The organism is Arcticibacterium sp. GJ41-1, from assembly GCF_055808875.1.
In genome coordinates, this window is the sequence record NZ_CM147888.1 from 909278 (window position 1) to 933791 (window position 24514).

The window sequence follows — 24514 nt, forward strand, 5'->3', positions numbered from 1 at the left end:
AACGCCACTGTTAAGTGGCTCCCATTAATAATTTAATTAGAAAGGTGCTGCACCTTTGATTCTAATCCCCATGTTAGCTGCACTACCTGCTACCATTTTCATGGCAGATTCAACAGTAAAACAGTTAAGATCTGGCATCTTAGTTTCGGCAATAACCTTAACTTGATCCCAAGTTACAGTTCCGACCTTAGCACGATTTGGCTGGTCTGAACCCGACTTAACTTTTGCTGCATCTTTAAGTAATACGGCCGTAGGAGGAGTTTTAATTACGAACTCAAATGATTTATCTGTGTAGTATGTTACTAACACAGGAACCACTTGTCCCATTTTATCTTGTGTTCTAGCATTGAACTGCTTACAGAACTCCATGATATTAATACCCTTAGAACCTAAGGCAGGACCAATAGGAGGTGCAGGGTTAGCTTGACCACCCTTTGCCTGTAATTTTAAGTATCCTGCGATTTCTTTCGCCATAGTTTTACTTGTTTAATATTGAGAAATACGAAATGACGAACCACAAATTAGTTTCGATAGCGTAAGTCACAATCAGCTATTTCTACTTAAAATGCTCATTCGTTTCTCCAAAAGATCAATTCCATTCTCAGGGGAAGCCTAGCAGCTGCTTGGAAGAGCAAACTGACAAGAAAACAATTGACCTTTTGCCGTTCTAAAATCACATGATTCTTCAAACGGACTGCAAAAGTAATTTATTATTTTGTTTTACGCAAGGTTGTTGTGAATAAAATGCTGATAGTTATGGAGATGAGGGTGGTGAAAAAGAAAAGCTCGCTATCTGCATAGCGAGCTTTTAAATATATATGGTAGAAAATGTGTTACGACAATTTCTCTACTTGTACGTAACTTAATTCTACCGGAGTGCTTCGGCCAAATATTTTGACACTAACACTAAGTTTCTTTTTATCTTCGTAAATTTCTTCAACGCTACCTTCAAAAGTTGAGAAAGGTCCGTCAATAACTTTTACAGCTTCTCCAACAACGAATGAGATGTTAGAGTCAATAGCCTCTTCTTCAACTTCGTTTTGAACACCTAAGAATCTATTAACTTCTGAAAGTCTTAATGGTTCTGGTTCAATAGATGAGTTACCATCTTTTCTTAAGAAGCCAATAACACCTGGTAAGCTTTTAATCATGTGCATTACCTCTCCGTTATTTAAATCGGCTTGGATTAGCATATAACCAGGCATGAAGTTCTTTTCACGAACACGCTTTTTACCGTTTTTAACTTCTACTATTTTTTCGGAAGGAATTAAAATCTGAGGAATGAAGTCTTTAAGATTTGCTCTTTCAGCCTCATTCTCAATGTACATTTTGATCTTCTTCTCTTGGCCAGAAACAGCTCTTACTACGTACCAGTTTATTTCTTCCATAATTCTTTAGAATGATTGATAAAGTAACTTCAGACCATTGTCTATAACGAAATCAATGGCTCCAACCACCAATGCGAAAATAATAGAGGCAATAAGTACTAAAGTAGCACTAGCCTGCAATTCGCTGAATTTAGGCCATGTTACCTCATTGGTAATTTCGTGCCAAGACTCTTTTACAAAACTTTGTAATTTTTCCATTTTATCAAATTAAAGCACGGGCACAAGGATTCGAACCCTGATCAACGGTTTTGGAGACCGCTATTCTACCATTGAACTATGCCCGTGTATAAAAAAAAAGTACTCCGTTTGAGGGAGTATTTGGGCTGCAAATGTAGGAAGAAAAATTACTTTATCAAATGTTTCTTCTACCCTTTTTGTTTTACTAGGATTTTTCTGGTCACAATGATACTGATTAGGCAGAAAAATGAGCCTAAAAGGAAAGGTGCTCCTGGGAAATAAATTTCAGAATCTTTTGCCGAAAAATAGCCGAAAAGTCCTAACATGAGGGGTTGGCCTACAATGGCGGCAATGCTTAAAACGCTGGTAAGGGCACCTTGTAGCTCACCTTGTTCATTTGGTTTAACTTGACTAGAAATAATTCCTTGAAACGCAGGATTAGCTAATCCGCTAAGTGCGAAGGGTACCATAATAGCGTACATCATCCAGCCTTGACTAACAAAAGCGAAGGCAAGGAGCCCAAACATATTTATGGTTAGGCCAACAAATAATGATTTTACTTGACCTATTTTAGGTATGATGACTCGTATAAGGCCACCTTGGACAATGGCTATCATTAGCCCAACAAAACCCAAGGAAAGGCCGACTTGCATTTCGGTCCATTGAAATTTTTCTATAGTATAGAAAGACCAACTTGATTGAACAGCATGACCAGCTACATAAACTAGAAATAGTGATGCAACCAATGAAAGAATAAAGGGATAGCGTTTAAGGTTTAGTAAACTGCCAATAGGGTTGGCTCTTTTTATGTCAAACTTTCTTCGGTTTTCGGGAGCTAAAGATTCGGGAAGTACAAAATAGCCATAGAGCCAATTTAAGAAAGATAGTGCTGCAGAGGCGTAGAAAGGGAGTCTGGTGTCATAAGAACCTAAAACGCCACCTAGTGTGGGACCTATAATAAAACCTAGGCCAAATGCAGCTCCTAGAAGGCCAAAGTTTTGAGCTCTTTTCTCTGGGGTGCTTACATCCGCTATATAAGCGTTTGCAGTGGTGAAACTTGCTCCAGTAATACCAGCAATGGTACGGCCTAGAAACAGCCAGCCAATGGTAGGTGCTAGTGCTTGGAAAAGGGAGTCGATTCCGAACCCTAGTAAGGAAAAAAGTAAGACTTTCCTTCTGCCATACTGGTCACTTAGTCCACCTATGATAGGGGAGAAGAGAAATTGCATGGAAGCGTATATTAAAACAAGCCCCATGGCATACTGACTAGCGTCACTTATAGTTCCACCGACTAAATCTTGGATAAGAGCTGGAATTATTGGAATTACAATACCAATTCCTATTACATCTATAAGGACAGTTATAAATATAAAGACAGTAGCGGCTTTTCTTGTTTTCATTTTATGGAATGCCTTTTACACAAAAAAAGCACTCCGTGAGGAGTGCTTTTTTAATATCTAAAATAATTCGAGATTATTCTATTATTTCGGTTACTTGACCTGCACCTACAGTACGTCCACCTTCACGAATCGCGAATCTAAGACCTTTATCCATAGCAATTGCATTAATCAATGTAACTTCGATAGTTACGTTATCACCTGGCATAACCATTTCTACGTTTGCAGGTAGCATGATTTCACCAGTTACGTCTGTAGTTCTGAAGTAGAACTGAGGACGGTATTTGTTAAAGAATGGAGTATGACGACCACCTTCTTCTTTAGAAAGAACGTAAACTTCACCTTTAAACTTAGTATGTGGTTTAACAGAACCTGGCTTACAGATTACCATTCCACGTTTAATTTGAGATTTCTCAACACCTCTTAAAAGTAAACCAGTATTATCACCAGCCTCACCTCTATCAAGAATCTTACGGAACATCTCAACACCAGTTACAGTTGACTTCAAGTTCTCTGCACCCATACCTAAGATGTCTACAGCGTCACCAGAGTTAATTACACCAGTTTCGATACGACCAGTAGCTACAGTTCCACGACCAGTAATAGAGAATACATCCTCAACTGGCATTAGGAAAGGCTTATCAGTCGCTCTTTCTGGAAGAGGGATGAAAGTATCAACCGCTTCCATTAATTCTTCAATAGTTTTAACCCATTTTTCTTCTCCGTTCAAGCCACCAAGTGCTGAACCTTGAATTACAGGAATGTTATCACCATCGAATTTATAGAATGTCAATAGTTCACGAATCTCCATTTCTACTAATTCAAGTAGTTCAGGATCATCCACCATATCAACTTTGTTCATAAATACTACTAACTCAGGAACACCTACCTGACGAGCAAGAAGGATGTGCTCACGTGTTTGTGGCATAGGACCATCAGTAGCAGCAACAACAAGTATGGCACCATCCATTTGAGCCGCTCCAGTAACCATGTTTTTTACGTAATCCGCGTGACCAGGACAGTCAACGTGTGCGTAGTGACGGTTAGCAGTTGCATACTCAACGTGTGAAGTATTAATAGTAATACCACGCTCTTTTTCTTCAGGAGCATTATCAATAGATGAAAAGTCTCTTAAAGCTGAAAGTCCTTTACCTGCTAGTACTGTTGTAATCGCAGCAGTCAAAGTTGTCTTTCCGTGATCGACGTGACCAATAGTACCAATATTTACGTGAGGCTTACTACGGTCAAAATTCTCTTTTGCCATATTGTTATTAAATTAAATTATATTAAATCCGATGTAAAAATCAAAATAAAAAATCACATAGAAAAACTTCTAGTGATAAACACCTCCTTTTACTCGAAACAAGGAGAGCCTTCGAGCAGAATTGAACTGCCGACCTCTTCCTTACCAAGGAAGTGCTCTACCCCTGAGCTACGAAGGCTTTTTAGAGCGAGTGACGTGGTTCGAACACGCGACCTACAGCTTGGAAGGCTGTCGCTCTACCAGCTGAGCTACACTCGCATTTCTGCGTCTAAAAAACTGTGGGGGCGGATGGATTCGAACCACCGTAAGCGAAAGCTAGCAGATTTACAGTCTGCCCCATTTGGCCACTCTGGTACACCCCCAAAAATCGTAATATTTACTAGACAAAGAACTTGTTCCTGAAAAAGGAGTTGCAAAAGTAGGGCGATTTTTTGAATTGGCAAAACATTGATTAAAAAAAACCTATTTTTTTTCAAGGTTGTAAAAGTGACTTTGGCTGGTTCGCTTAAAAGAAATTTTTAAGAGCCTAATTACGAGCCATTTGCTTATAATCGTATGCCAAAACTGTATGCTTGTAAATCTTTTGCATTTATTTGATTTGACTTAAATAGTGGTTTTAAATCGTACCTAAAGAAAAATGACAGCCCACCTTTTTTTCCAATTTCGGATGTAAGGCCGTAATTAAATCTATTAAGGTTAAATCCATCTCGTATCTTTTCTTTGTTTCCGTCTGTATCTTTTGTTTTGGTATGGCTGCCTATTCTATAGCCCATGTAACCTCCTAAGCTTAATTTAAAACCTTGCTTTTTTGTTCCGAGGCTCAATAATAAAGGAAGGTTTATGTAAGGCACTGTTAGTTTTGACTTCTTGGTCTCATATCCTAATGTTTCAAAGGTGACTTGCCCATCTTGGTTTACAATACCATTGCTGTTTTCAAACATGAGATTATAAATCGCAAACTCTGGACCATAGCTAAAGGCTAAGTCAAGATTTTTGCTTTTTGAGAGCGTTGCATTTTTTCTAAAAGAAAACGCAAGGTATCTGGAGCTCCATGGCCTAAGTTTGCTTAGCTGTGATGGAGCTGTGGTGGATGAGTTTTTATAGTTATTAAGACCTATGTAAAATCCAAAATCGCTTCGAGGAAAGAATTTTGGACTAGATTCGGGTGAATGGTTGTTTTGATTATCTGCGGACTCCCAATTGTCTTCATCTAGGGCCTCCTCAAAATCATCCATTTTTTCAAGAAATTTTTGATGAGGGCTTATTCCAACAATCTGAAGTTTTTGACCCGAAGGGCTCATTACCTTTAATGTGTCATTTCGATATTTGTCGTTTTGGATATCATTCAGAATATTTTGAGTCTCATCTTTGCCTAGGCCGAGCTCAGTTAATAGCTTTTCAAGATTAAATGTAATAGGAATATCTATTTCTTTATTTCCGGTGCTTATGACTGTCACTCTTTTATTGAGCGAATTATCAGAAAATGAAAGAATGGTGGTGTCTGCAGCTGCCCATTCCATGCTGTAAGCTGTTTGGAAAGAAATTAGACTAAGTAGCACTAAAAGTTTTTTCATTGTAAAATAGCTGATGAATAAGATTATTGCTTAGAAAGTTTTCCTTTAACCCATCTGAATCGTTCTTTGAATTGCATGGTCTCATGCCCTATAAAGCCGTCTTCATTATTAAGGATAGATTGGTCGCTTGATGCTGTAATGCTATTGAAACTTGTTTTTTCTCCATGTTTCAAATGTTTAAGTTCAGTGAATACTTTAGCCATTAAAGACCGGTCTTCCTCTAAAATAGAGGAACCTAGGTCTTCAGCTTCAGCTAAAGTAATAGGTGAATCAGAATTTATTTCTGGTAAATATATCTCTTCTGTATCAAGTTCCGTGGCAACAATGATTATAGTCTCGCCAACACTTGTTTGGAAGAGGTCTTTTGAAGTTTGTAAATCTTCAGCCTTTAAATCAGCTTCATTTTTAGATTTTTTATCTTCAGCCGCTTGTAGAGCCAAGGTAAGTCTGTCTTGAATGAGCTCATCAGTTTCAATTATACCAGTTAGACTTTTTACGGGTTTCGGAGTAATTGTTTTTTGAATACCAGTGTTTTCTATTTGACGTATTTCTTTATCAGGTAGTGTACCAGGTTCTTTTTTACTGGTTGAATTTGTAAGCTCTTCTTGTTCCGGTTCCGGAGTTGAAATAGTGTTTTCAGAAGTGGCTTGTGTTTTAGTTTTAGTTGATTCCACAGAATGCTCCGCCAAAGCTGAATCTGTATTGAAATCAGAACTATTATTAAGGAAAAACCAACTTAAGGCACCAATAAATATTATTCCAGCAGCTGCTGAGAAGTACCAAAAGGGTTTTCTAGAAGAGTCCTCTGTGTTGATAGAAGCCAAAAACTTTTCTTTCGCCTCAAGAGAGGGTTCTATTTCAAAACCAGAAAGCTTTTGGCGAAAAAGCTCATCTATTGGATGTTTTTTGTTTTTAATTGAATTCATTTTTTAAGCTGTTATCCTGATTTTCTAATCTTTTTTGGAGCATTGCTCGTGCTCTGCTCAGTTGTGACTTGGATGTACCTTCCGAAATGCCCAGTTGTTCTGCAATTTCGGAATGACTAAAACCTTCAATGGCGTAGAGGTTAAAAACCGTTTTATAGCCTTGCGGCAAAGTGTTGATCATGGAGAGTAAGTCTTCCGCTTCTAGTTTAGAAGAAGCTTGTGTTTCAAAATTTGAGACAGAAACGTCTTCAATCCCAACCTCTTTTGTTTTAATAGACCTTAGTTTCATTAAGGCCTCGTTTACCATGATGCGTTTAATCCATCCTTCAAAGCTTCCTTTGAAATTAAACTGGTCAATCTTTTCAAAGATTTTCATAAAACCTTTGAGCATTACATCTTCTGCGGCCATTTGGTCACCCATATAACGCATGCATATACCGAACATCAAACCTGAGTAGCGTTCGTATAAGTGATTCTGAGCTTTTTTGTCTCCTCGTTTTAATGCTTTTGCCAGATTGTGTTCTGAGCTAAACAAGGATAAAATTTTTGTCATAAATGGCCTGTTTCAAACCTAAGATGCATCTTTTATCTCGGATGGTTGCACGAGGTGCTAAAAAAAGTGTTTAAGTCTGGGAATCTACTTAAATAAGGGAAACTAATTTTTTGGACATGGAGAATGATGTTTGACTTAAGGTTTTTGCCATCGACCCAATGAATGGTTTTAACGAATGATTTTGATGGTAAATCGACTCTACACTACTGACCTTAGAATTATGCGTACTTTAACAAATGAGGGCATAAAGTAAGTCGAAATTCTATTAGTTTTTAGGCTGAGGTTTATGTACTCCTATAAAGAATTTGAAATTCAATGTAGAATTTAGGTTAAAAGGTGAGCATATTACCCCTCTAAGTTTTTAGAGGGGTTAATATTTTAAATAGTAATTATTTCAGTCTAACAGCCTTATTTTGAGTAGGCTTTCTAAATCACAGAATAATATTATTTATCTTTGGCACGGTAATTGAAAATATTACATATAAATACTCGTGCAAAATGAAAAAACTTACCATACTGGCTCTGGCCTTCTCTCTTATCACACTTAGTTCCTGGACTTCTAATAAAGATGTAAAGACTGTAGAATTTTACAGTGGCACTTATGACAATTTCCTTAGGACAGCTAAGAAACAACATAAACCAATCATACTAGATTTTTGGGCTTCATGGTGTGGACCTTGCAAAAAGATGGATAGAGAAACTTTTTCAGATGCTGGCTTAGCGGAGTACTTAAATGATAATTATCTAGTTTACAGAGTGAACATAGATTCGGAAGATGGAAAGGCAATTGTAGAACGTTTTGGTGTGAAAGAATTTCCAACGTTATTGATAGCGGACTATAAAGGAAATGAGGTGACAAAACTTAAAGGGTTTTATTATCCTGACTATTTGACAAAAACACTAGACGGTTTGGACGAGTCTCATAGGCTTTTGAGCTCCTCAAAGAAAGAGCAATATGTAATGAACTAACGTAGCTTTTCAATATAAACACTTAAGTCAATCAGTAGGTTGGCTTTTTTTATGTAAAAAAATAAATCTCGTTTAAAGACCTGTTATTTTTGCAGCATGAGTTTACAAAATGATTTGCTCTTAAGAGCGGCCAAAGGAGAAGACCAAGAAAGAGTACCTGTATGGGTAATGAGGCAAGCAGGTAGAATTTTAAAGGAATACCGTGCTGTGAGAAAAACAGCAGGTAGTTTTATTAATTTGGCCAAGAGTCCTGAAATGGCGGCGGAAGTAACGCTTCAACCAGTCGATATTTTAGGAGTGGATGCTGCAATTATATTTTCGGATATCTTAGTAGTACCTGAGGCAATGGATTTGCCATATGAGATGGTAGAAAAAGTAGGGCCTATCTTTAGAAAAACAATTAACTCTAAGGCTGAGGTTGACGCTCTTAATACAGGGGATATTGAAGACAGGCTTTCTTATGTACTAGATGCTATCAAATTAGTCAAAACAGGTTTGTCTGAAAGGGTACCTTTAATAGGTTTTGCTGGAGCTCCTTTTACTATTTTCTGCTATATGATAGAAGGGAAAGGATCTAAGACATTCTCTGAAGCCAAGAAAATGCTTTATACAGAGCCTGAATTGTCGCATCAGTTATTACAGAAAATTACAGATGTAACTATTACTTATTTGAAAGCTCAAGTAGCTTGCGGAGCTAATTTAGTTCAGGTTTTTGACAGCTGGGCTGGAATACTCTCTCCAAGTCAATACTCAGCTTTTGCTACACCATATATTTCTCAAATTTGTAAAGCTATTAATAACGTTCCCGTAACTGTTTTTGCCAAAGGAGCATATTTTGCAAGAGAAGAAATAGGCCAGTTAGACTGTAACGTAGTAGGAATGGACTGGAATATGGATATTCTGGAGACAAGAAAGTTAATCCCAAATAAGACTTTACAGGGTAATTTGGATCCTTGTGTGTTATATGGCTCTTTCCAAGAAATAGAAAAAGAAACTACTGCAATGCTAAATAAATTTGGTAAGCAGAAGTATATCGCAAATTTAGGACACGGAGTATATCCTGATATGAATCCCGATAATGTGAAGTGTTTTATTGATACAGTGAAGGCTTGGTAGCGTAATCGAGGGTTTTGCTTTTCATAAAAAATCCATAAAAATGAAGTACGTAATTTATCTTTTCCTTTTTTCGACTTTTGCCTGTGTTCGGACTGTTCCCAATGGGGGTGAAAGCAACGTTGAAAAAGCAAGTTTTCGTGGTATTCATAAGAAGATAGCCATCTTACCTTATGAAAGCCTTGAACAAAAGCAGTTTTTTGTCACGCTTGCGGAGCAGGTAAGCAAGGGTAGACAGGAGGTATCGGTTCAAAGTTATATAGAGACCAATAGAATTTTAAAAGATAAGGGCATAGAAGAAGAGGGCTTTGATTCTAGTGAGCTTGGTCGGGTTTTAGGAGTTGACGCCATCATTATCTGTAAATCTTCTTTGGAAGAGTCTGTGGGTGGAAGAGATGTTGTCACTACAGTCTTTTGTTCAATTTATGACACTAAGACCTTAAAGCTTGTTTGGGATGAAAAAACTGAAGTTAGTAGTAAGTATAATTTAGGGGAAATTAGACCGTCGATGGTTCGTAGAGGTATTTTGGCATTAGTTAAAGCTCTTCCTTATTAATTTTTTAGGATTTTAGGACAGAATCAAGCCAGTTAATCGCTTGATTTATGAAAATTCAAATAGTAAGTTAGATTTCGTATAGAACCTTTTTTGTCTTTTTAGTTAATTGTTTATCAGTAGTTTATGTTTATTTGGGCTTTGGTGGATTCAAAGTATCATTTAAACTAAGCTATTATGAATAGAAATTTTATCATATGTCTCATATTGACCTTCTCTTTTTCGGCCTGTCAAAGAAGATTTAATAAAGTTGTTGAATATCCAACGGGCCTTCAAGAGTCTTCTATTATTAATCAAGATGCCTACATAGGGAAGGTGGCCGTGCTTCAAAGCAAGACAATGGCTTACCCTTTTTCAGAAGAAAAAAAACAATGGGATGAATCAAGCCTGCTAAGACCTAGTTATCTTCAAAGGGAGTTGTTCATTGGCTTGGCAAAGAGAGTGGCAGAGGGTAAGCTTGATTTGGCACTTCAGAGCTTTTTAGAATCTAACTCAAAAGTAAAGCGTCATAAATTACAATATTCCAGCTTGTCGAGAGCCGACAGGGTTTATATTGGAAATACGTTGGATGTTGATGGCTTGGTAGTTTGTGAGTTTTATGATGGTGTAAATGATTCTGACTGGATTGAAAACTATGATGAAATTGAACGTATAGAGAAAATAGTCTTTTTTATTTCCATGTACGATGCGAGAAATGGTAAGTTGGTTTGGAGAGAAAAAACAACTGTTTCTGTAAATGGGAGATCCAATAAACTTGGGCATTTGGTCTTAGACAATATTAGCTCTCTTTTGAAAGATTTACCTCAAAGGGTGGAGAGGGCTGGCGGCTATAAAGAAATAACTTTTTTATAGAAGCTTTTGAAGTACATATTAAATACAACAATTTTGTCCCTAAAAGCGTATTTATAAGTATGAAAAGAATATTGACGGCTTTAGTGGTTCTAAGTTATATAGTGACAAGTTGTGCTTCAAATGCTCCATATGTTTCCGCAGATGTGCAGAGTGCTATTTCAAGACACCAGAAAATTGCGGTACTTCCTTTTGAAGTAAGTTTTAATGAGGAATATAAGCAGAATAGACGAGGAAGAACTGGTGTTGAGTATTGGCGAGAGCAAGAAAGATTAGCTGGTTTAGATATGCAGAAGGAGTGTTTTATTTCTGTGGCGAAACAAGTAGAAAAAGGAAAGTTTGAAAAAGTAGTTCAAGACTTTTTGACAACAAACAAGCTTTTGGAGTCTTCAGGAGTTAAAATTTATGACATTCCTAAATTAGATAAAGGCGACCTATGCCGCGTACTGAATGTGGATGCGGTGGTGTGGGGAGAAACTAGTATTGTGGTTAATCCACCCTTTGGATTTAGTGCTTTACCTGGCGGAGCAACTACTTATGGAAATTTATACGATGGAAGAACGGGGGAGTTATTATGGCAAAAGAAATTAAGCCAAAACCCAACTAGCAGAATGGATACGCCACAGAGGCTAGGAGCTGAGACAGCAAGGCAATTAGCTAAGATTTTGCCTTATAATGGAAGACGTTAAAAGTTTTGATAATAATTTAAAGCGAAGCTTTAAGTTCTTTTTCTAATTTATCTATGGTAATGGAAGCATGCTTACGCATTAGGAGTTCTGCTTTTTCTCCGTTTCCTTCCCTAATGGCTTCTATTATGCCCATGTGCTCAGGGAGTGTTTCTTCTGGAGTTCTTAATAATCCATAAATAAAAGTCATTTGTAAGTAATTTGCCAAGGCATCCATCTTTTGTAAAACGGTGTTATTGCTTAACTCACAGATGGTATTATGAAAATCTTGGTCGGCTTTGCGATAACTTTCGCTATTTATATAAGTATTGTTTAAGTAAGGTTTAAAAAAGGAGGCTAGTTTGTCTGCTATTTTTTTATGTTCCGGATTTTTGGCCAGCTTTCTGGCAGCCAATCCTTCTAGTACTTCTCTACATTCAAAAGCGTCAATCTTATCTTTTAAGTTATGTTCTTTTACGAAGTAGCCTTTTCTGGGTACAGATTCAATCAAAAACTCACTTTCCAGCATTTGAAGTGCTTTATGTAAGGGCATGCGACTAATGCCTAAGTCTGCCGCTATTTTTTCCTGAACCAGTTTTTGCCCCTTTACCAGATTACCTTTCAGTATTCTGTTTTTTAATTCATGGTATGCTAGCTTACTTAGGTCGGAATGCTTTATCATGTATACTGTATTTTGTATACAAAAGTATTGGAAAATCACTAGATTTGTTAGGATAGGTAAATTAAACAGTTTGCTAGTTTAGTCTAGCTATTTATTAAGTGTCATGAAGTGAGAGGCTTATGTTTTATCTAAGCCCATGATTTTTACAAATTGCAACCTGAAGAGAACAACAAAAACAAACATTTTTTAATGAGAAAATTTCAACCGCTCAGTCGTATTCTAGGCCTCTTGGGCTTTATTTTTTTAGTGGGGTGTGTAAAACCTCAAACAGAAAACTGGCAATGGAACACATTAATCGTCAATGGCGAACCCGTGGCTCGGCATGAAGCTGGCTTAGTAGCTCATGATTCTAAAATATATCTTTTAGGAGGTAGAAGAATAAATGAAACTTCACAATTTGACCCGGCAACAAATACATGGGTTTCAAAAGCGAAGACACCCTTAGAATTACATCATTTTCAGCCAGTAAGTTATGGTGGAGCTATTTATATAGTAGGTGCTATGACTGGACAGTGGCCAAATGAAAAACCATTAGAGAAGGTCGTGATTTATCACCCAAAGGAAGATAAATATGAATTTGGCCATACTATTCCTGAAGATAGAAGAAGAGGAGGAGCAGGGGCAGTGGTCTATAATAATAAGATTTATGTGGTAGGTGGAATTACTAATGGACACATGGACGGCTCAAAAGCATGGTTCGATGCTTATGACCCTAAAACTGGAGAATGGGAGGTTTTGGAAGATGCTCCAAGTGACAGAGACCATTTTCAGGCCGTGGCTGTTAATGATAAATTGTATGCATTTGGTGGAAGAAATAGCTCTAGAAGAACCGGAGAAGACATGTCGAGAACGATTCAGCATGGCAATATTTACGATTTCAAAAAAGACAAATGGCAGCCAGTGACTAGTAATTTGGCCATACCTACTCAGCGAGCAGGAAGTTTTGCTTTTGCTCATAATAATTTGGTGATAATAGGTGGCGGAGAGCAAGCAGGAATGGATTTAGCTCAAAATGAGGTGGAAGCTTTCAATACCCTGACAGAAATGTGGGAGGCTTGGCCATCATTTAATAGAGGAAGGCATGGTACCGGTTTTGCGGTGATTGGTGATTATGTTTACACGGCATCTGGCTGTGGGAAACCTGGTGGAGAGCCGGAACTTAAGTCTGTAGAGCGTTTGCGTTTACCTGAAAAATCTTCTTTTGTTCCTTTGAAGGGTGTCATAAAAACGCCAGTTTATACCAAGTTAAATACAGTGACCTTGTCTTTTGAAGGACCTCAAACTTCTGAAAGTGCTGCTGATAATCCATTTTTGAATTACAGACTTTTAGTAGAGTTTAAGCATAAAGAAAGTAATCAAACCATTAGAGGTTTTTACGCTGCCGATGGAAATGCTGGCGAGACTAGTGCAGATGCAGGGGCTATTTGGAATGTTAGGTTTACTCCAGATAAAATTGGCGATTGGACTTACAAAGCGAGCTTACAAAAAGGTGAAAACATAGCTTTAAGTAATGATGGGAATGCAGGTGCTGCTGTTTCCATCACTAATTCTGAAGGAAAGTTTATTGTGGTTCCTTCTGATAAAGATGAAGCAGATTTTAGAGCAAAAGGCCGTTTGGTGGCAAGTGAAGGTTACTTCAAATTTAACGATACCAATAAGTATTGGTTAAAAATGGGAACTAACAGTCCAGAGAACCTTCTCGCTTATGAAGGTTTTGACGGTACTTTCAGAATTTCGGCGGAGGCGAGTGATGGTGAGGCTACTGCTTCAGAAGAATTGCATAAATATGCAAACCATGAAAAAGACTGGAAATTAGGAGACCCAACTTGGCAAAATGGAAAAGGCAAATCCATCATTGGTGCCATGAATTACTTGTCGTCAAAAGGAATGAACACCGTGTACTTTTTGAGTATGAACATTCTGGGAGATGGAAAAGATGTGTGGCCGTATACCAGTGAAAAAGATTTTACAAGGTTTGATGTGAGTAAGCTAGAGCAATGGCAAATTTTATTTGACCATATGCAGTCAAAAGGTCTTCTTCTTCATGTTGTGATTCAAGAAACGGAGAATGAAACCATGTTAGACGGTGGAGATACCGGCCCTATGAGGAAGCTATATTTTAATGAATTAATAGCGAGGTTTGGTCATAATCCTGCCTTGGTGTGGAATTTAGGCGAAGAAAATGGGCCAGCTAGTTGGTCACCAGTCGGGCAAAACGATGCTCAAAGGAAAGCGATGGCAAAGTATCTTAAAGAAAACGACCCTTATAATCATCCAGTATTATTACATACGCACTCGGAAGACCCTTTAAGGTCTGATATTTTAGAAGATATAGTGGGTAATAAATACGTGGATGGATTGTCTCTTCAACAGGCAGAGCGTACCGAAACTGCGGAGGTGATAGAGCACTGGAGAAGGGAGGCAAAAGAAAAGAACCACGAGTGGTTAATTACCATGGATGAGATAGGAAAATGGCACACAGGAGCTGTTATGGATGAGGAAAATCCAGGTCATGATTCGTTACGTCATTATGTGCTTTGGGGCTCGTTAATGTCTGGTGCGGCAGGTGTGGAGTGGTATTTTGGAGCGAAGCATCCTCATAACGATTTGACTTCTGAAGATTGGAGAAAAAGAGACCAGCTGTGGGACCTTTCTAATCATGCGAGAGCCTTTTTTGAAAATCATCTTCCTTATTGGGAAATGACACCGAAGCATGGTTTGATAAATCAAGAAGAAGCGTATTGTTTGACAAAGCCAAATGAAGTCTATGCAGTTTATCTTCCTAAAAAAGGTGAAGCTAAAATTGACCTGTCAGGAGTTTCAGGAGATTTTACCATTCAATGGTATGACCCTTTAAAAGGTGGTGAACTTCAAGCAGGTAGTTTGAAAAATATAAAAGGTGGTTCTATTCAAAGTTTAGGTCTGTCGCCTAATAATGAGGAGCAGGACTGGGTGGTGTTGATTAAGAGATAGAAATTCACTCTTTTAACTTAAAATGAGACGATTGATGTTTAATCTATCGTCTCATTTTTTTGTTCTCTAAATGTGTTTCAAAAGACTGCTTGGAGTTACCTAATCGCAGAAAAACAAGCCTGGCTCCATAGGGTTTGGAGTTTAATCAATATAAAAGGCCTGGATAAAAGGTATAAGATACCTATTTGGCATGACTGTGTTTAATTTCTCCCTTTCTAAAGCTTTTTGGTGTGGTCCCTGCATTTTTCTTGAACCATTTATTACAATTACTTTGATTTGAAAAGGAAAGCTGATTTGATATTTCCTTCATACTCTGGTTAGTGTTAACAAGTAGTTCCTTCGCAAGTTTTAACTTTAAATCATTGTAATAACATAGAATCCCTTTCCCATAAAAGGCCTTAAAGTCTACGCACATTTTTGTTTTAGACATTCCAAACTCCTCTGCTAAACTTTTTAAAGTTGGAGGACAGGAATATAAACTTTGGTTGAGCTTCCGTTCTATTTGCATTAGTTTTTTGAAGTCTTTATCGTCAAGTGCTGAGGAGCTTTTCTGGCGAGAATCTTTCAAAAACTTAACTACGAAGAAGTAATCTCCGAGCATTTTTAAAAAATCTCCAAATTTTTCAAATTTATTCCCATGGAACTTATCATGAAAGAGATTAAGGGTTTCAAATAGTTTGTTAAAGCTTACAACTTTATTGAGAGCAATTATTTCAGAGGATTGCCGTATGTTATACAAGGGCTCCTGAAAGTTGAGGCTGACATTATCGGGGAGCATTTGGTCTAGTACATTTTGGTTCAAGAACAATAAGTGAAATGTACAGGCTTCATCTTTCTTAATAATAAAATCTGGCATATCACTGAACTGTGATAAAAGATGACATGAAATGGAGGTGTTATCTTTCCCGAATCCGGGGATTGGGGTAACGTTACTAATAGCAGTATTCTGATTTTTAGAGTTTAGAAATCTGATGGCACTGGGAGAACCTTTATGGAATAAAATTATTTTATAATTCTTAGCATATTCTGTTTCATGAAAGTTAAACTTAATAGATTCATTTAGTTTAATGTTAAACTGTAAGTAATTAATGTTAGGGTCAATTCTTTTAAATGAGTAACTGCCGAACCCTATTTTCCCGTTTAAGTCGAATTCATCTGCAGTGGAACATACCTCATGATGTTCTAAAATATTCTCCCAAAATGTAAAAGGATCTTTTACGCTGAAATTAAACTGCGTCATTTGTTTTTTTATGCTTCATGGTGTTAAAAAAAAACAAGCAGAAACCTGTTTTAATAGTCTAAATCAATCAAAAATAAACAGAGAATCAAAGTGTAGCCAATCTAAGTACTGATTCAATAGACGAAAAATTGGAGCGAATGTTGGTATTTACGTATATATACATAAGGTAAGGTAAGCTTATCAATATACGTAATTTGTCCTTCTGTTCATTTAAGTATTCCATTAGTTCAAATTTGGGTATTTGGTACTCTAAGGGTATATAAATTGCCGATAGCATTTTCATAAAAAACTTACAAATGCTATGAGAAAAAACATCAAATTTATTTTCTTTATTCTATTTCTTTTTCCATCCTTTTTATATGCTCAAACTGCAGAAAACAACGGGACATGTACTGACCCAATAGTGGGAGCAGGCGTTTTCATAAATCAAGCTAGAAGTGCTGGGATTAATCTTCTCGGGGGCGTATCTTCTTCTGGAAGATCTATTGACGGAGATTTAAGTAATTATACTGAAATGCAAACTGGAGTAGCCTTACTTGGAGGTGGTACTGCATTGTCTATTAAAGATTCTGTTTACCTATACCCTTCTGGTTATAAAGCTGGTTTTGTGATACAAACTGCTGGAGGTATTCTTAGTGCTGATGTATTATCTAATCTTACCATTAATCTTTACAAAGATGATGTTTTAGTTCAGGCTGGAACTACAGGTAGTGGATTAGTTTCATTGGGTTTACTTAGTGGTTCATCAGGACTTCAAAAAATTGGTATCACATCCACTTCTGATTTTGACGAGATTCAAATTATGGTAAACGGCACTTTGTCGTTATTGACTAACCTACGTGTATATTATGCATTTGAAGAACCCACTATTTGTCCAAGTAACTGTATTGAAGCGGTAACAGCCTCTTCTGGAGCAAGTGTTGTTAATGCTCGTACAGGAATAAGCGGTATTTGTGTCCTATGTTCTGTAAGCGATAGGGCAAACGTAGTGAATAATGATACCACTCTTTTTGCTACCATTAGTCAAACAGTTGGAGTGTTAGGTAGTGGTTCTATTTCAGTGAGTGTTGGTTCTACTAAACCAGCAGGAACGGAAGCAGGGTTTACCATTTCACCTTCTTCAGGGATTTTAGATATTGGTGCTCTTGAAAATATTATCATATCTACCTATGAGGGAGGAGTATTAAAACAATCATTTGCGGCAAACAACTCTCTGGTGAAGGCGAGTGTTCTGGGTAATTCGTCGATACAAAGTTTATCATTTAAAACAACGCAGAGTTTTGATGAAATCAGACTTACAGTAAGTGCGGTGTTGAGTTTATTATCTGATGTCAGAGTTTATTATGCCTACACAGCTATCGATACCGATGGAGACGGTGTTTATGATTGTTTAGACAAATGTGCAGGAAATGATTTAAGAGATAACGACGGAGATGGAATTCCGGATGACTGTGACTTAGATGATGACAATGACTTGATTTCTGACATTGATGAAAATTCAACATATTTTACAGATCCTTTTGATGGAGATACAGATGATGATGGTCTTTCAGACTATGCAGAGATTTTCGCAAGTTCTCCTTTGACTACAGCTACAGACCCGCTTCTAAAAGATACTGATAATGATGGAATACAAGACGGTACTGAGGTTGGTCTTACTTCACCAAATAAGTATACTAATGTGTCTGTTTTTATACCAGATAGTGACCCAAGTACTACCACAAACCCATTAGAGCCTGATACAGATAATGATGGCTATACGGACGGTGCTGAAGATAAAAACTTTAATGGCCAGGTAGACGCATTGGAGAGTGACCCTAATAATCCATGTGACCCTGTGGCATGTAATATAGATTTGAATCTTATGAAGACGGTAAATAGCCAAGTGGCTGCTATTGGTGACACGCTAGAGTATTCGCTGATTTTAGTGAATGAAGCTTCGGGTATTGCAGCTACAGGAGTTACGGTTTTAGATCAATTACCCTCACAAACGCAATACGTTGGACATACTGCATTTGCAGGGACTACTTTTGACCCTATAAGTGGGATTTGGGAGATTGGAAATGTGATGGCATCAATAGATACTGTTACCTTAAGCATTTCAGTAAAAGTTATTGGCTCTGGCGTTATCTCTAATGCTGCCGAAGTAATAGCCGTAGACCAAACAGACGTAGACTCTACCCCAGCGAATAACAACCTTAATGAAGATGACCATGGTTTGGCTTGTTCTAGTGTACCTTACGAAATCTGTGGAGGAGATTCTTTAACCTTAAGTGTGGCAGCGGGATATACTTCTTATCAGTGGAATCTTAACGGTTCTCCTATTTCTGGCGAAACGGGTAATACACTTGTGGTTTCATCGCAAGGGTCTTACACGGTCGATATTGATAATGAGTCTGGCTGTGTTACTGGCTTATGCTGTCCTTTTATCGTAATTGGTGGAGTAGCCACAGAGGTGACTATTGCCGGAACAGAGAGTTTATGCTCTGGAAGTTCTATTAACCTTACGGCAAGCACCAGTACCGGAACTATAACAAATTATTTATGGACGCTACCAAACGGTTCATACTTGTCAACCAACGGGGTGAATATTAATTCTGCCACTGTGTCAAATAGCGGTCAATATATATTGCAGGCTACTTTCGAAGGCGGTTGTATCGCAATTGACACTTTCAATGTTGTGGTTAATCAAAGTCTGGCCGTACCAAACATTGTAACGCTATGTGATAATAATGGAACGGACGATGATGGGGCAGATGATAAATTTAGTTTCAATATTACACCTACGGGAGCCTTGGGCCATACTTATTCAATTACAGGGAATGGCTTAAATATAACAGGGTTAAACGTAGGTCAACCTAGTGGTGAAACAGGAAGCTTTGATATTTCTAGTGGTTCATTTAGTGTAACCCTTACTGATGAAATAAATGGCTGTAGTACAGATATTGCGGTAACGCCACCTTTCAATTGCTCTAGCTGTAAAGCGGCCTTATGTATTCCAATTACTATTGTAAAGACGAAGTAAAATAAATAAGGTCTTAATAAAAAAGAGGTTGTTTCATCAATTAAAGGTGGGCGACCTCTTTTTTTTATAAATTTATTCCATCCTGAAATAGTATTACGATCAAAGAAATGTTAAATAATGAGAAAAAAAGATTTAACCTTATCATAGCCTTACTGCTAGTTCTTCCGCAGGAATTTTAATAAGGTTAAGGTCTGTATTTATTAGAATTTCTTGAAATTTTCGATAAAAGGGATTTGAACCATTTTGCTTAGAGGGCCTTTAAATAAAACCTCAAGAGCTCCTCTTTATTGGTGAACATATTTTTTATAAAAGGAGCAAAAAAGAATAGAAATATGAACTGAACTAGTCTGATTTAGTTTCAAATAATTAGTAAGAACCGGCACTATGACTTTCTTTGGTATATCTTAATACTTTGGCTGGTTCAGTACCTCTTGCTTTCTGTATTTCCTCTTTCCAGGCTTGTCTCATTTCTGCCAAAACGGCTTGATTCGATTTTCCTGAAAGGAGGTTATGAAGTTCATATGGGTCTGATTTTAGATGATACAATTCTTCGTAGACAGGCTGCTCACCTTTTAATGGAGCTTCCACGAAATCATGGTAAATAGCCATGTCCAAATCATGGACAGCGTAAAGTACTTCGTTGATTTTGATTCCAAAGAAATTGGCAGCTTCTATTTTTTTAGAAGCCGGGAAAGTTTGGTTTTTGTAATATCGGATATACTTCCATTCCTTATTTTGAACAGCTTCACAGCGTGGGTTGCCAAACTGCGTAGACCATAGGTTTTCTGTGAATACATATTCTCTTACTTCTTTTTTCTTGCCAATTAAAAGTTCCGAAATATCCTTTCCTTGAAAAGAACTGGGTCTTTCAATTCCAGCAAGAGAGAGCATAGTCGCGGGGATATCAATACTTTGTACCAAGGCATCTAGCCTGGCTCCTTTAAGCGGCGTGTTTTGAGAAGGATTATAGATGATTAAGGGAACATGCGTTACTACTTCGTAGCAAAGGGCTTTGCCCGCCAAGCCTTGTTCCCCATGAAAAAGACCATGGTCAGAAGTGAAAATGATTATGGTGTTTTTCTCAATGCCTTGTTCTTTTAGCGTTTTTCTTAAATTTCCTACGAGTCTATCTATTCCAGTTATAGCTTGAGATTCTCGTATGATTCTTTCACGATTATCTTCAGGCGTATACGAGCTATTGTAGCTTTCCTGACGGTCTTCCGCTCTTAATAAATCAGCTGGTAATTTAGGTTCCTTTATATCTTTTTTAGCCACATAGTTTGGTGGCATTGGAACGTCCTTATCTCTATATAATGTTTTGTAAATGTCATCATCTTCTGGCTTTAGTTTCATTGAACTCGTGCCAGCCGCGTGCGGTAGATTAAGCGATATGGAAAGAACAAAAGGCTGGTTTTTTGGCCTTTTAGTTAAAAAGTGAACAGCACCTGCCAGTCTATCCTCGTTTGAGTCATTCAAGAAATCATCAATTCCTTCATTAATAACCTCTACCTGTGTATCAGATTTTGCCCCATTAAAAATTTTATGTCTGTCTTTTGGGTAAAAACCTAAATGACCATGCCCCGCATACCAGTAATCAAAACTCTTATCCATTAATCCACTTTCATAACCACCATCTCCAATGGGTGCATGGTTTTTTCCTATCCAGCCTGTGTAATAACCAGCCTTTTTCATCACCATAGGATATGAAAGACTCCAAGCCTCTGGAGAGACGCTGGTACCTGAATTAAAATTAACCTGGTGTTTTCTTTCGTGTTGGCTAAGTAGAATTGAGATTCTACTTGGTGTGCAAATTCCACTTGTGATATGTGCATTTGTAAAGAAAACCCCTTCTGAAGCCAACTGGTCAATGTTTGGTGTTTGAGTTATGCTATTTCCATCACATCCCATCATGCCATAAGATTGGTCATCAGTAAGAATAAAGACGAAGTTCGGTTTGTCTTGAGCTTTTGCCTCTGTGAAAATGAGAGAGAAGAGAATATATAGGCAGATAAAAGACGTTTTCTGAAGCATTTTATGAGGTTAGGTTGAATTATTAACCAAAGTAAATATTACCAATTCAGAAAAACTGTCAGGATATTACCAATAATGCGGTATAAATTGGCACATATAGGGAGTTAATCCATTTTCTGTTCTCTATACTCGCTTATTGTAAATGAAGCTAATAGTATTTTGACATGAAGTTGATAGCAAACTGATGATAACGATTTGCTTGCTTTTGAAGTGAAATGTTGAGGTTTACCATTTCAAATACCTTGGTTATGTTTTTTTCGAAACTCTTTAGGGCTGTACCCTTTCCACTTTTTAAAAACTCTGTTAAAGTAGGGGATATCATCAAAGCCGGAAGCAAACGCTATCTCGTTTATCCGCATTGGGGCGGAAGTCAATAACTGTGCTGCTGCTTCTAGGCGATATGCTAAAATCACTTCAAAAAGTGTTTTACCAGTAGTTTTCTTGAAATACCTACAAAAGGAGGTAGGCGTTAAACCAGCCTTTTCAGCTACTTCTGCTAAGGTTATATTTTCCCTGAAATATTTGATTATAAAATCAAAAACAGAGTGAAATCGGTCAGGGCTAGTACCTTGTGGAGGTATATTGTCGAGGATTGTTTTTGAGGAGTGAGCACTTAGCTCTACCAAAAGATTTGCCAAGGAAATTATACGTTTACTACCCTCTGATTTAAATATTTTTTCAATGTTTTTTTCATAGTTGCCTTCAAACCTAATGCCTGCCTTTGATTGATGAAAAAGCTTTTTCACTTCGCTAAACTCAGGAAGCTGAAAGAAAGAGTTTTCAAAGACAGATTCCTTGAATTGGATTACATAAGATTTGACATTTTCTCCATTAGGCTCCGGTATATTTAACCAGCAGTGCGGTAAATTAGGACCTAAAAAAACGAGCTCACCCTCCTGAAACTCTTCCATTTTCATTCCAATATACCTAGTTCCTTTACCTTTGACTATGAGGGTTAACTCGTACTCAGGATGATAATGAAATGGCGAATCAAAGTTTGGAAGATCTAATTCTCTGTAAACAACGGAATGATTGTTATTTGGACTAATATGCTCTAAAACTGCTTTCATTTTGCATGTTTCATTAAATAGTGCTTCTGCTTAGATAAAATAAGACAATTTTTTGAAAAGAAACACCAAAAAACTGCTCCGAAATTAAATGACCTTTGTAAAGGCTTGAAATAGCCCAGTGAGGATAAGCCTTGACTTTTAAAAATAAAATTGAGCTAATATGACGGAAGCCAAAGCGGCTATTGCCCTAGGAGATGGAGCGTTTTCTATTGAAACTATAAAAATTCAAGACCCAATTGGAGACGAAGTACTGGTAGAGATGAAGGCTGCAGGTATTTGTCATACAGACTGGGACTCACTGAGTTGGGGGAAACCCATTGTTATGGGGCATGAGGGGGCTGGTATTGTAGCGAAAGTTGGACCTGATGTTAAAAATCTTAAGGTAGGTGAGCATGTCATTCTTAACTGGGCCATTCCTTGTTATTCATGCTTTCAGTGTATGGAAGGTAATCAGCATATCTGTGAAAAGAACTCAGCAGTAACTGCAGGAAACACTTTAGCTGGAGGGCACGCCACTTTAGAGTCAACAACTTTTAAAGATAAAGCAATAGAGCGTTCGTTTGCCTTGGGTACCATGGCAGAATATAGTCTGGTAAGGGAAGCGGCTTGTGTAAGTACATTTTCAGATGTTCCTTTTGCAAGTGCGGCTATAGTGAGCTGTGGTGTTATGACGGGTTATGGTTCTGTAGTGAATGCCACAAAGGTCAGTCCAGGTAGTACTGTAGCAGTGATAGGCACGGGAGGAGTTGGTTTAAATGTTATTCAGGGAGCCAAAGTGTCGGGAGCCGCAAAAATCATTGCAATTGATATTAAAGAAGAACGCTTAGAGCTGGCTAGGCAGTTTGGTGCCACACATACGATTTTAGCTGAAAAAACAGATAAACTACTTTTGAAAGCTTCGGAAAAAGTGAAAGAACTTTGCGAAGGCAGAGGAGCTGATTTTGCTTTTGAATGTACGGCTATACCTGCTTTGGGGGCAGCTCCCTTGGCTATGATAAGAAACGCTGGTACGGCAGTGCAGGTGAGTGGAATTGAAGAAGAAATAAGTATTGATATGAATTTATTTGAGTGGGATAAATTGTACATCAATCCTTTATATGGAAAAGCTCGTCCACAAATAGATTTTCCAAAAATCATTGACCTTTACAAAAAAGGCGACCTTCTTCTTGATGAAATGGTCACTAGAACTTATCCTATTCAGGAGCTGAAACAGGCTTTTGACGATATGCTTGCAGGAAAAAATGCGAAAGGAGTTTTGGTTTTTTAATAATAGATATGGATACTTTTTTTACCGTAGAAAACGGTTCTAATAACGGAATTGAGTACTTTACTGTTAAAAGTAAAGCCATTGGCAACCGTGTTGATGTTTCTGTTTATAAACCTGCTGGAAATTTTCAGGATATGCCCGTGGTGGTTTTACTTCACGGTGTGTATGGAAGCCATTGGGCCTGGAGCTTAAAAGCAGAGGTACATCTTACCATGCAACAAAAAATAGATGAAGGGCAGTTGCCACCGATGATGCTGGTGATGCCTTCAGATGGTTTATTTCAAGATGGGAGTGCTTATTTGTCACATCATACAGCAGATTATGAAAAATGGATTTCTGATGAAGTTCCTGAATTAATCAAAGAACAATACAAAGAAGTAAGCGAAAACTCTTCTTTTTTTCTTGCAGGGCTTTCTATGGGAGGTTATGGTGCTTTGAGAATTGGAGCTAAATACCCTGAGGCTTTTAAGGCCTTTAGTGGCTTGTCTTCCATTACTTTTTTTGATGAGTTTGACCAATTTTTAGAAGATTTTAGTGCACTTAAAAAATCTGTAATTAAGGAGGAGAAGGTTCTTGATATTATTGTGGGAAACAAGAAAATCTTATCACCATTTCGGTTTGATTGCGGGAGTAAAGACACATTGTATGCAGGGAATGTTTCTTTGCATGAGCAATTATTAAATGCAGGTATCCCTCATGAATTTCACACCTATGAGGGAGAGCATAGTTGGGCCTATTGGAAAGAGAACATTATGAAAACGCTTCAGTTTTTTGCAAAGCAATTATAGAGGCGACTTA

21 protein-coding genes and 4 tRNA genes are annotated in these 24514 nt (G+C 37.6%); 9 read left to right on the forward strand and 16 right to left on the reverse strand.

Going from position 1 to position 24514, the window contains the following annotated elements; genetic code table 11:
- Positions 1–36: 36 nt before the first annotated feature.
- The 12 genes from rplK to AC0L6O_RS03715 all read right to left on the reverse strand — a co-directional run bounded on the left by rplK (position 37) and on the right by AC0L6O_RS03715 (position 7279).
- Positions 37–474, reverse strand: coding sequence for a 50S ribosomal protein L11 (gene rplK / locus AC0L6O_RS03660; RefSeq protein ID WP_341227920.1), 438 nt, complete (start codon positions 472–474; stop codon positions 37–39).
- A 359-nt stretch (positions 475–833) separates the two neighbouring features.
- A complete protein-coding gene (gene nusG, locus AC0L6O_RS03665; RefSeq protein ID WP_341227919.1) occupies positions 834–1388 on the reverse strand; it encodes a transcription termination/antitermination protein NusG in 555 nt (184 codons plus the stop codon).
- Positions 1389–1394: 6 nt separating this feature from the next.
- Entirely contained in the window at positions 1395–1586 is a 192-nt protein-coding gene (gene secE, locus AC0L6O_RS03670; RefSeq protein WP_111372623.1) for a preprotein translocase subunit SecE, read from the reverse strand.
- Between the two features lie 15 nt (positions 1587–1601).
- A tRNA-Trp gene (locus AC0L6O_RS03675) sits at positions 1602–1672 on the reverse strand.
- Positions 1673–1753: 81 nt separating this feature from the next.
- Positions 1754–2965: a TCR/Tet family MFS transporter gene (locus AC0L6O_RS03680; RefSeq protein ID WP_473306413.1), complete on the reverse strand. Its 1212-nt coding sequence runs from the start codon at positions 2963–2965 to the stop codon at positions 1754–1756.
- 73 nt (positions 2966–3038) lie between these two features.
- Positions 3039–4226: an elongation factor Tu gene (gene tuf, locus AC0L6O_RS03685; protein ID WP_473306415.1), complete on the reverse strand. Its 1188-nt coding sequence runs from the start codon at positions 4224–4226 to the stop codon at positions 3039–3041.
- Positions 4227–4332: 106 nt separating this feature from the next.
- Positions 4333–4404, reverse strand: a tRNA-Thr gene (locus AC0L6O_RS03690).
- Positions 4405–4411: 7 nt separating this feature from the next.
- Positions 4412–4484: transfer RNA gene (locus AC0L6O_RS03695), tRNA-Gly, on the reverse strand.
- Positions 4485–4505: 21 nt separating this feature from the next.
- Positions 4506–4588 (reverse strand) — tRNA-Tyr (locus tag AC0L6O_RS03700).
- Positions 4589–4771: 183 nt separating this feature from the next.
- On the reverse strand, positions 4772–5800 hold the full coding sequence (locus AC0L6O_RS03705; protein WP_473306417.1) for a porin family protein: 1029 nt from the start codon (positions 5798–5800) through the stop codon (positions 4772–4774).
- Positions 5801–5823: 23 nt separating this feature from the next.
- Complete coding sequence (locus AC0L6O_RS03710) at positions 5824–6726, reverse strand: hypothetical protein (protein ID WP_473306418.1); 903 nt, start codon at positions 6724–6726, stop codon at positions 5824–5826.
- Entirely contained in the window at positions 6713–7279 is a 567-nt protein-coding gene (locus AC0L6O_RS03715; protein WP_473306420.1) for an RNA polymerase sigma factor, read from the reverse strand. Before AC0L6O_RS03715 ends, AC0L6O_RS03710 begins: the two co-directional genes overlap by 14 nt.
- Before the next feature lie 498 nt (positions 7280–7777).
- Between AC0L6O_RS03715 and AC0L6O_RS03720 the strand changes: the two genes are divergently transcribed.
- From AC0L6O_RS03720 to AC0L6O_RS03740, 5 genes are all read left to right on the forward strand, one after another.
- Positions 7778–8248 carry a thioredoxin family protein gene (locus tag AC0L6O_RS03720; protein WP_473306422.1) on the forward strand — a complete coding sequence of 157 codons (471 nt, stop codon included), beginning with the start codon at positions 7778–7780 and terminating at the stop codon, positions 8246–8248.
- A gap of 96 nt (positions 8249–8344) precedes the next feature.
- Complete coding sequence (hemE, locus tag AC0L6O_RS03725) at positions 8345–9364, forward strand: uroporphyrinogen decarboxylase (protein WP_473306423.1); 1020 nt, start codon at positions 8345–8347, stop codon at positions 9362–9364.
- 40 nt (positions 9365–9404) lie between these two features.
- Entirely contained in the window at positions 9405–9917 is a 513-nt protein-coding gene (locus tag AC0L6O_RS03730; RefSeq protein WP_473306425.1) for a hypothetical protein, read from the forward strand.
- A gap of 174 nt (positions 9918–10091) precedes the next feature.
- Positions 10092–10766: a hypothetical protein gene (locus tag AC0L6O_RS03735; protein ID WP_473306426.1), complete on the forward strand. Its 675-nt coding sequence runs from the start codon at positions 10092–10094 to the stop codon at positions 10764–10766.
- Positions 10767–10825: 59 nt separating this feature from the next.
- Positions 10826–11452 (forward strand): hypothetical protein, encoded by a 627-nt coding sequence (locus AC0L6O_RS03740; RefSeq protein WP_473306427.1) that lies wholly within the window; start codon positions 10826–10828, stop codon positions 11450–11452.
- Between the two features lie 16 nt (positions 11453–11468).
- On the opposite strand, the gene AC0L6O_RS03745 is transcribed toward AC0L6O_RS03740, so the two are convergent.
- Positions 11469–12110, reverse strand: coding sequence for a GntR family transcriptional regulator (locus tag AC0L6O_RS03745; protein WP_473306429.1), 642 nt, complete (start codon positions 12108–12110; stop codon positions 11469–11471).
- 189 nt (positions 12111–12299) lie between these two features.
- Between AC0L6O_RS03745 and AC0L6O_RS03750 the strand changes: the two genes are divergently transcribed.
- The gene (locus AC0L6O_RS03750; protein ID WP_473306430.1) at positions 12300–15083 is read left to right on the forward strand and encodes a Kelch repeat-containing protein; all 2784 of its coding nucleotides are present in this window, start codon (positions 12300–12302) and stop codon (positions 15081–15083) included.
- Positions 15084–15264: 181 nt separating this feature from the next.
- On the opposite strand, the gene AC0L6O_RS03755 is transcribed toward AC0L6O_RS03750, so the two are convergent.
- On the reverse strand, positions 15265–15939 hold the full coding sequence (locus AC0L6O_RS03755; protein ID WP_473306432.1) for a helix-turn-helix domain-containing protein: 675 nt from the start codon (positions 15937–15939) through the stop codon (positions 15265–15267).
- Positions 15940–16624: 685 nt separating this feature from the next.
- Between AC0L6O_RS03755 and AC0L6O_RS03760 the strand changes: the two genes are divergently transcribed.
- Entirely contained in the window at positions 16625–19348 is a 2724-nt protein-coding gene (locus AC0L6O_RS03760) for a DUF11 domain-containing protein (RefSeq protein WP_473306434.1), read from the forward strand.
- A gap of 366 nt (positions 19349–19714) precedes the next feature.
- On the opposite strand, the gene AC0L6O_RS03765 is transcribed toward AC0L6O_RS03760, so the two are convergent.
- Together AC0L6O_RS03765 and AC0L6O_RS03770 are read right to left on the reverse strand one after the other, a co-directional pair.
- Complete coding sequence (locus tag AC0L6O_RS03765; protein WP_473306435.1) at positions 19715–21379, reverse strand: sulfatase-like hydrolase/transferase; 1665 nt, start codon at positions 21377–21379, stop codon at positions 19715–19717.
- 233 nt (positions 21380–21612) lie between these two features.
- Entirely contained in the window at positions 21613–22449 is an 837-nt protein-coding gene (locus AC0L6O_RS03770) for an AraC family transcriptional regulator (RefSeq protein WP_473306437.1), read from the reverse strand.
- A 160-nt stretch (positions 22450–22609) separates the two neighbouring features.
- On the opposite strand from AC0L6O_RS03770, the gene AC0L6O_RS03775 reads away from it, so the two are divergent.
- The gene (locus AC0L6O_RS03775; RefSeq protein WP_473306439.1) at positions 22610–23716 is read left to right on the forward strand and encodes a Zn-dependent alcohol dehydrogenase; all 1107 of its coding nucleotides are present in this window, start codon (positions 22610–22612) and stop codon (positions 23714–23716) included.
- An 8-nt stretch (positions 23717–23724) separates the two neighbouring features.
- Positions 23725–24504 (forward strand): alpha/beta hydrolase, encoded by a 780-nt coding sequence (locus AC0L6O_RS03780; RefSeq protein ID WP_473306440.1) that lies wholly within the window; start codon positions 23725–23727, stop codon positions 24502–24504.
- Positions 24505–24514 lie beyond the last annotated feature (10 nt).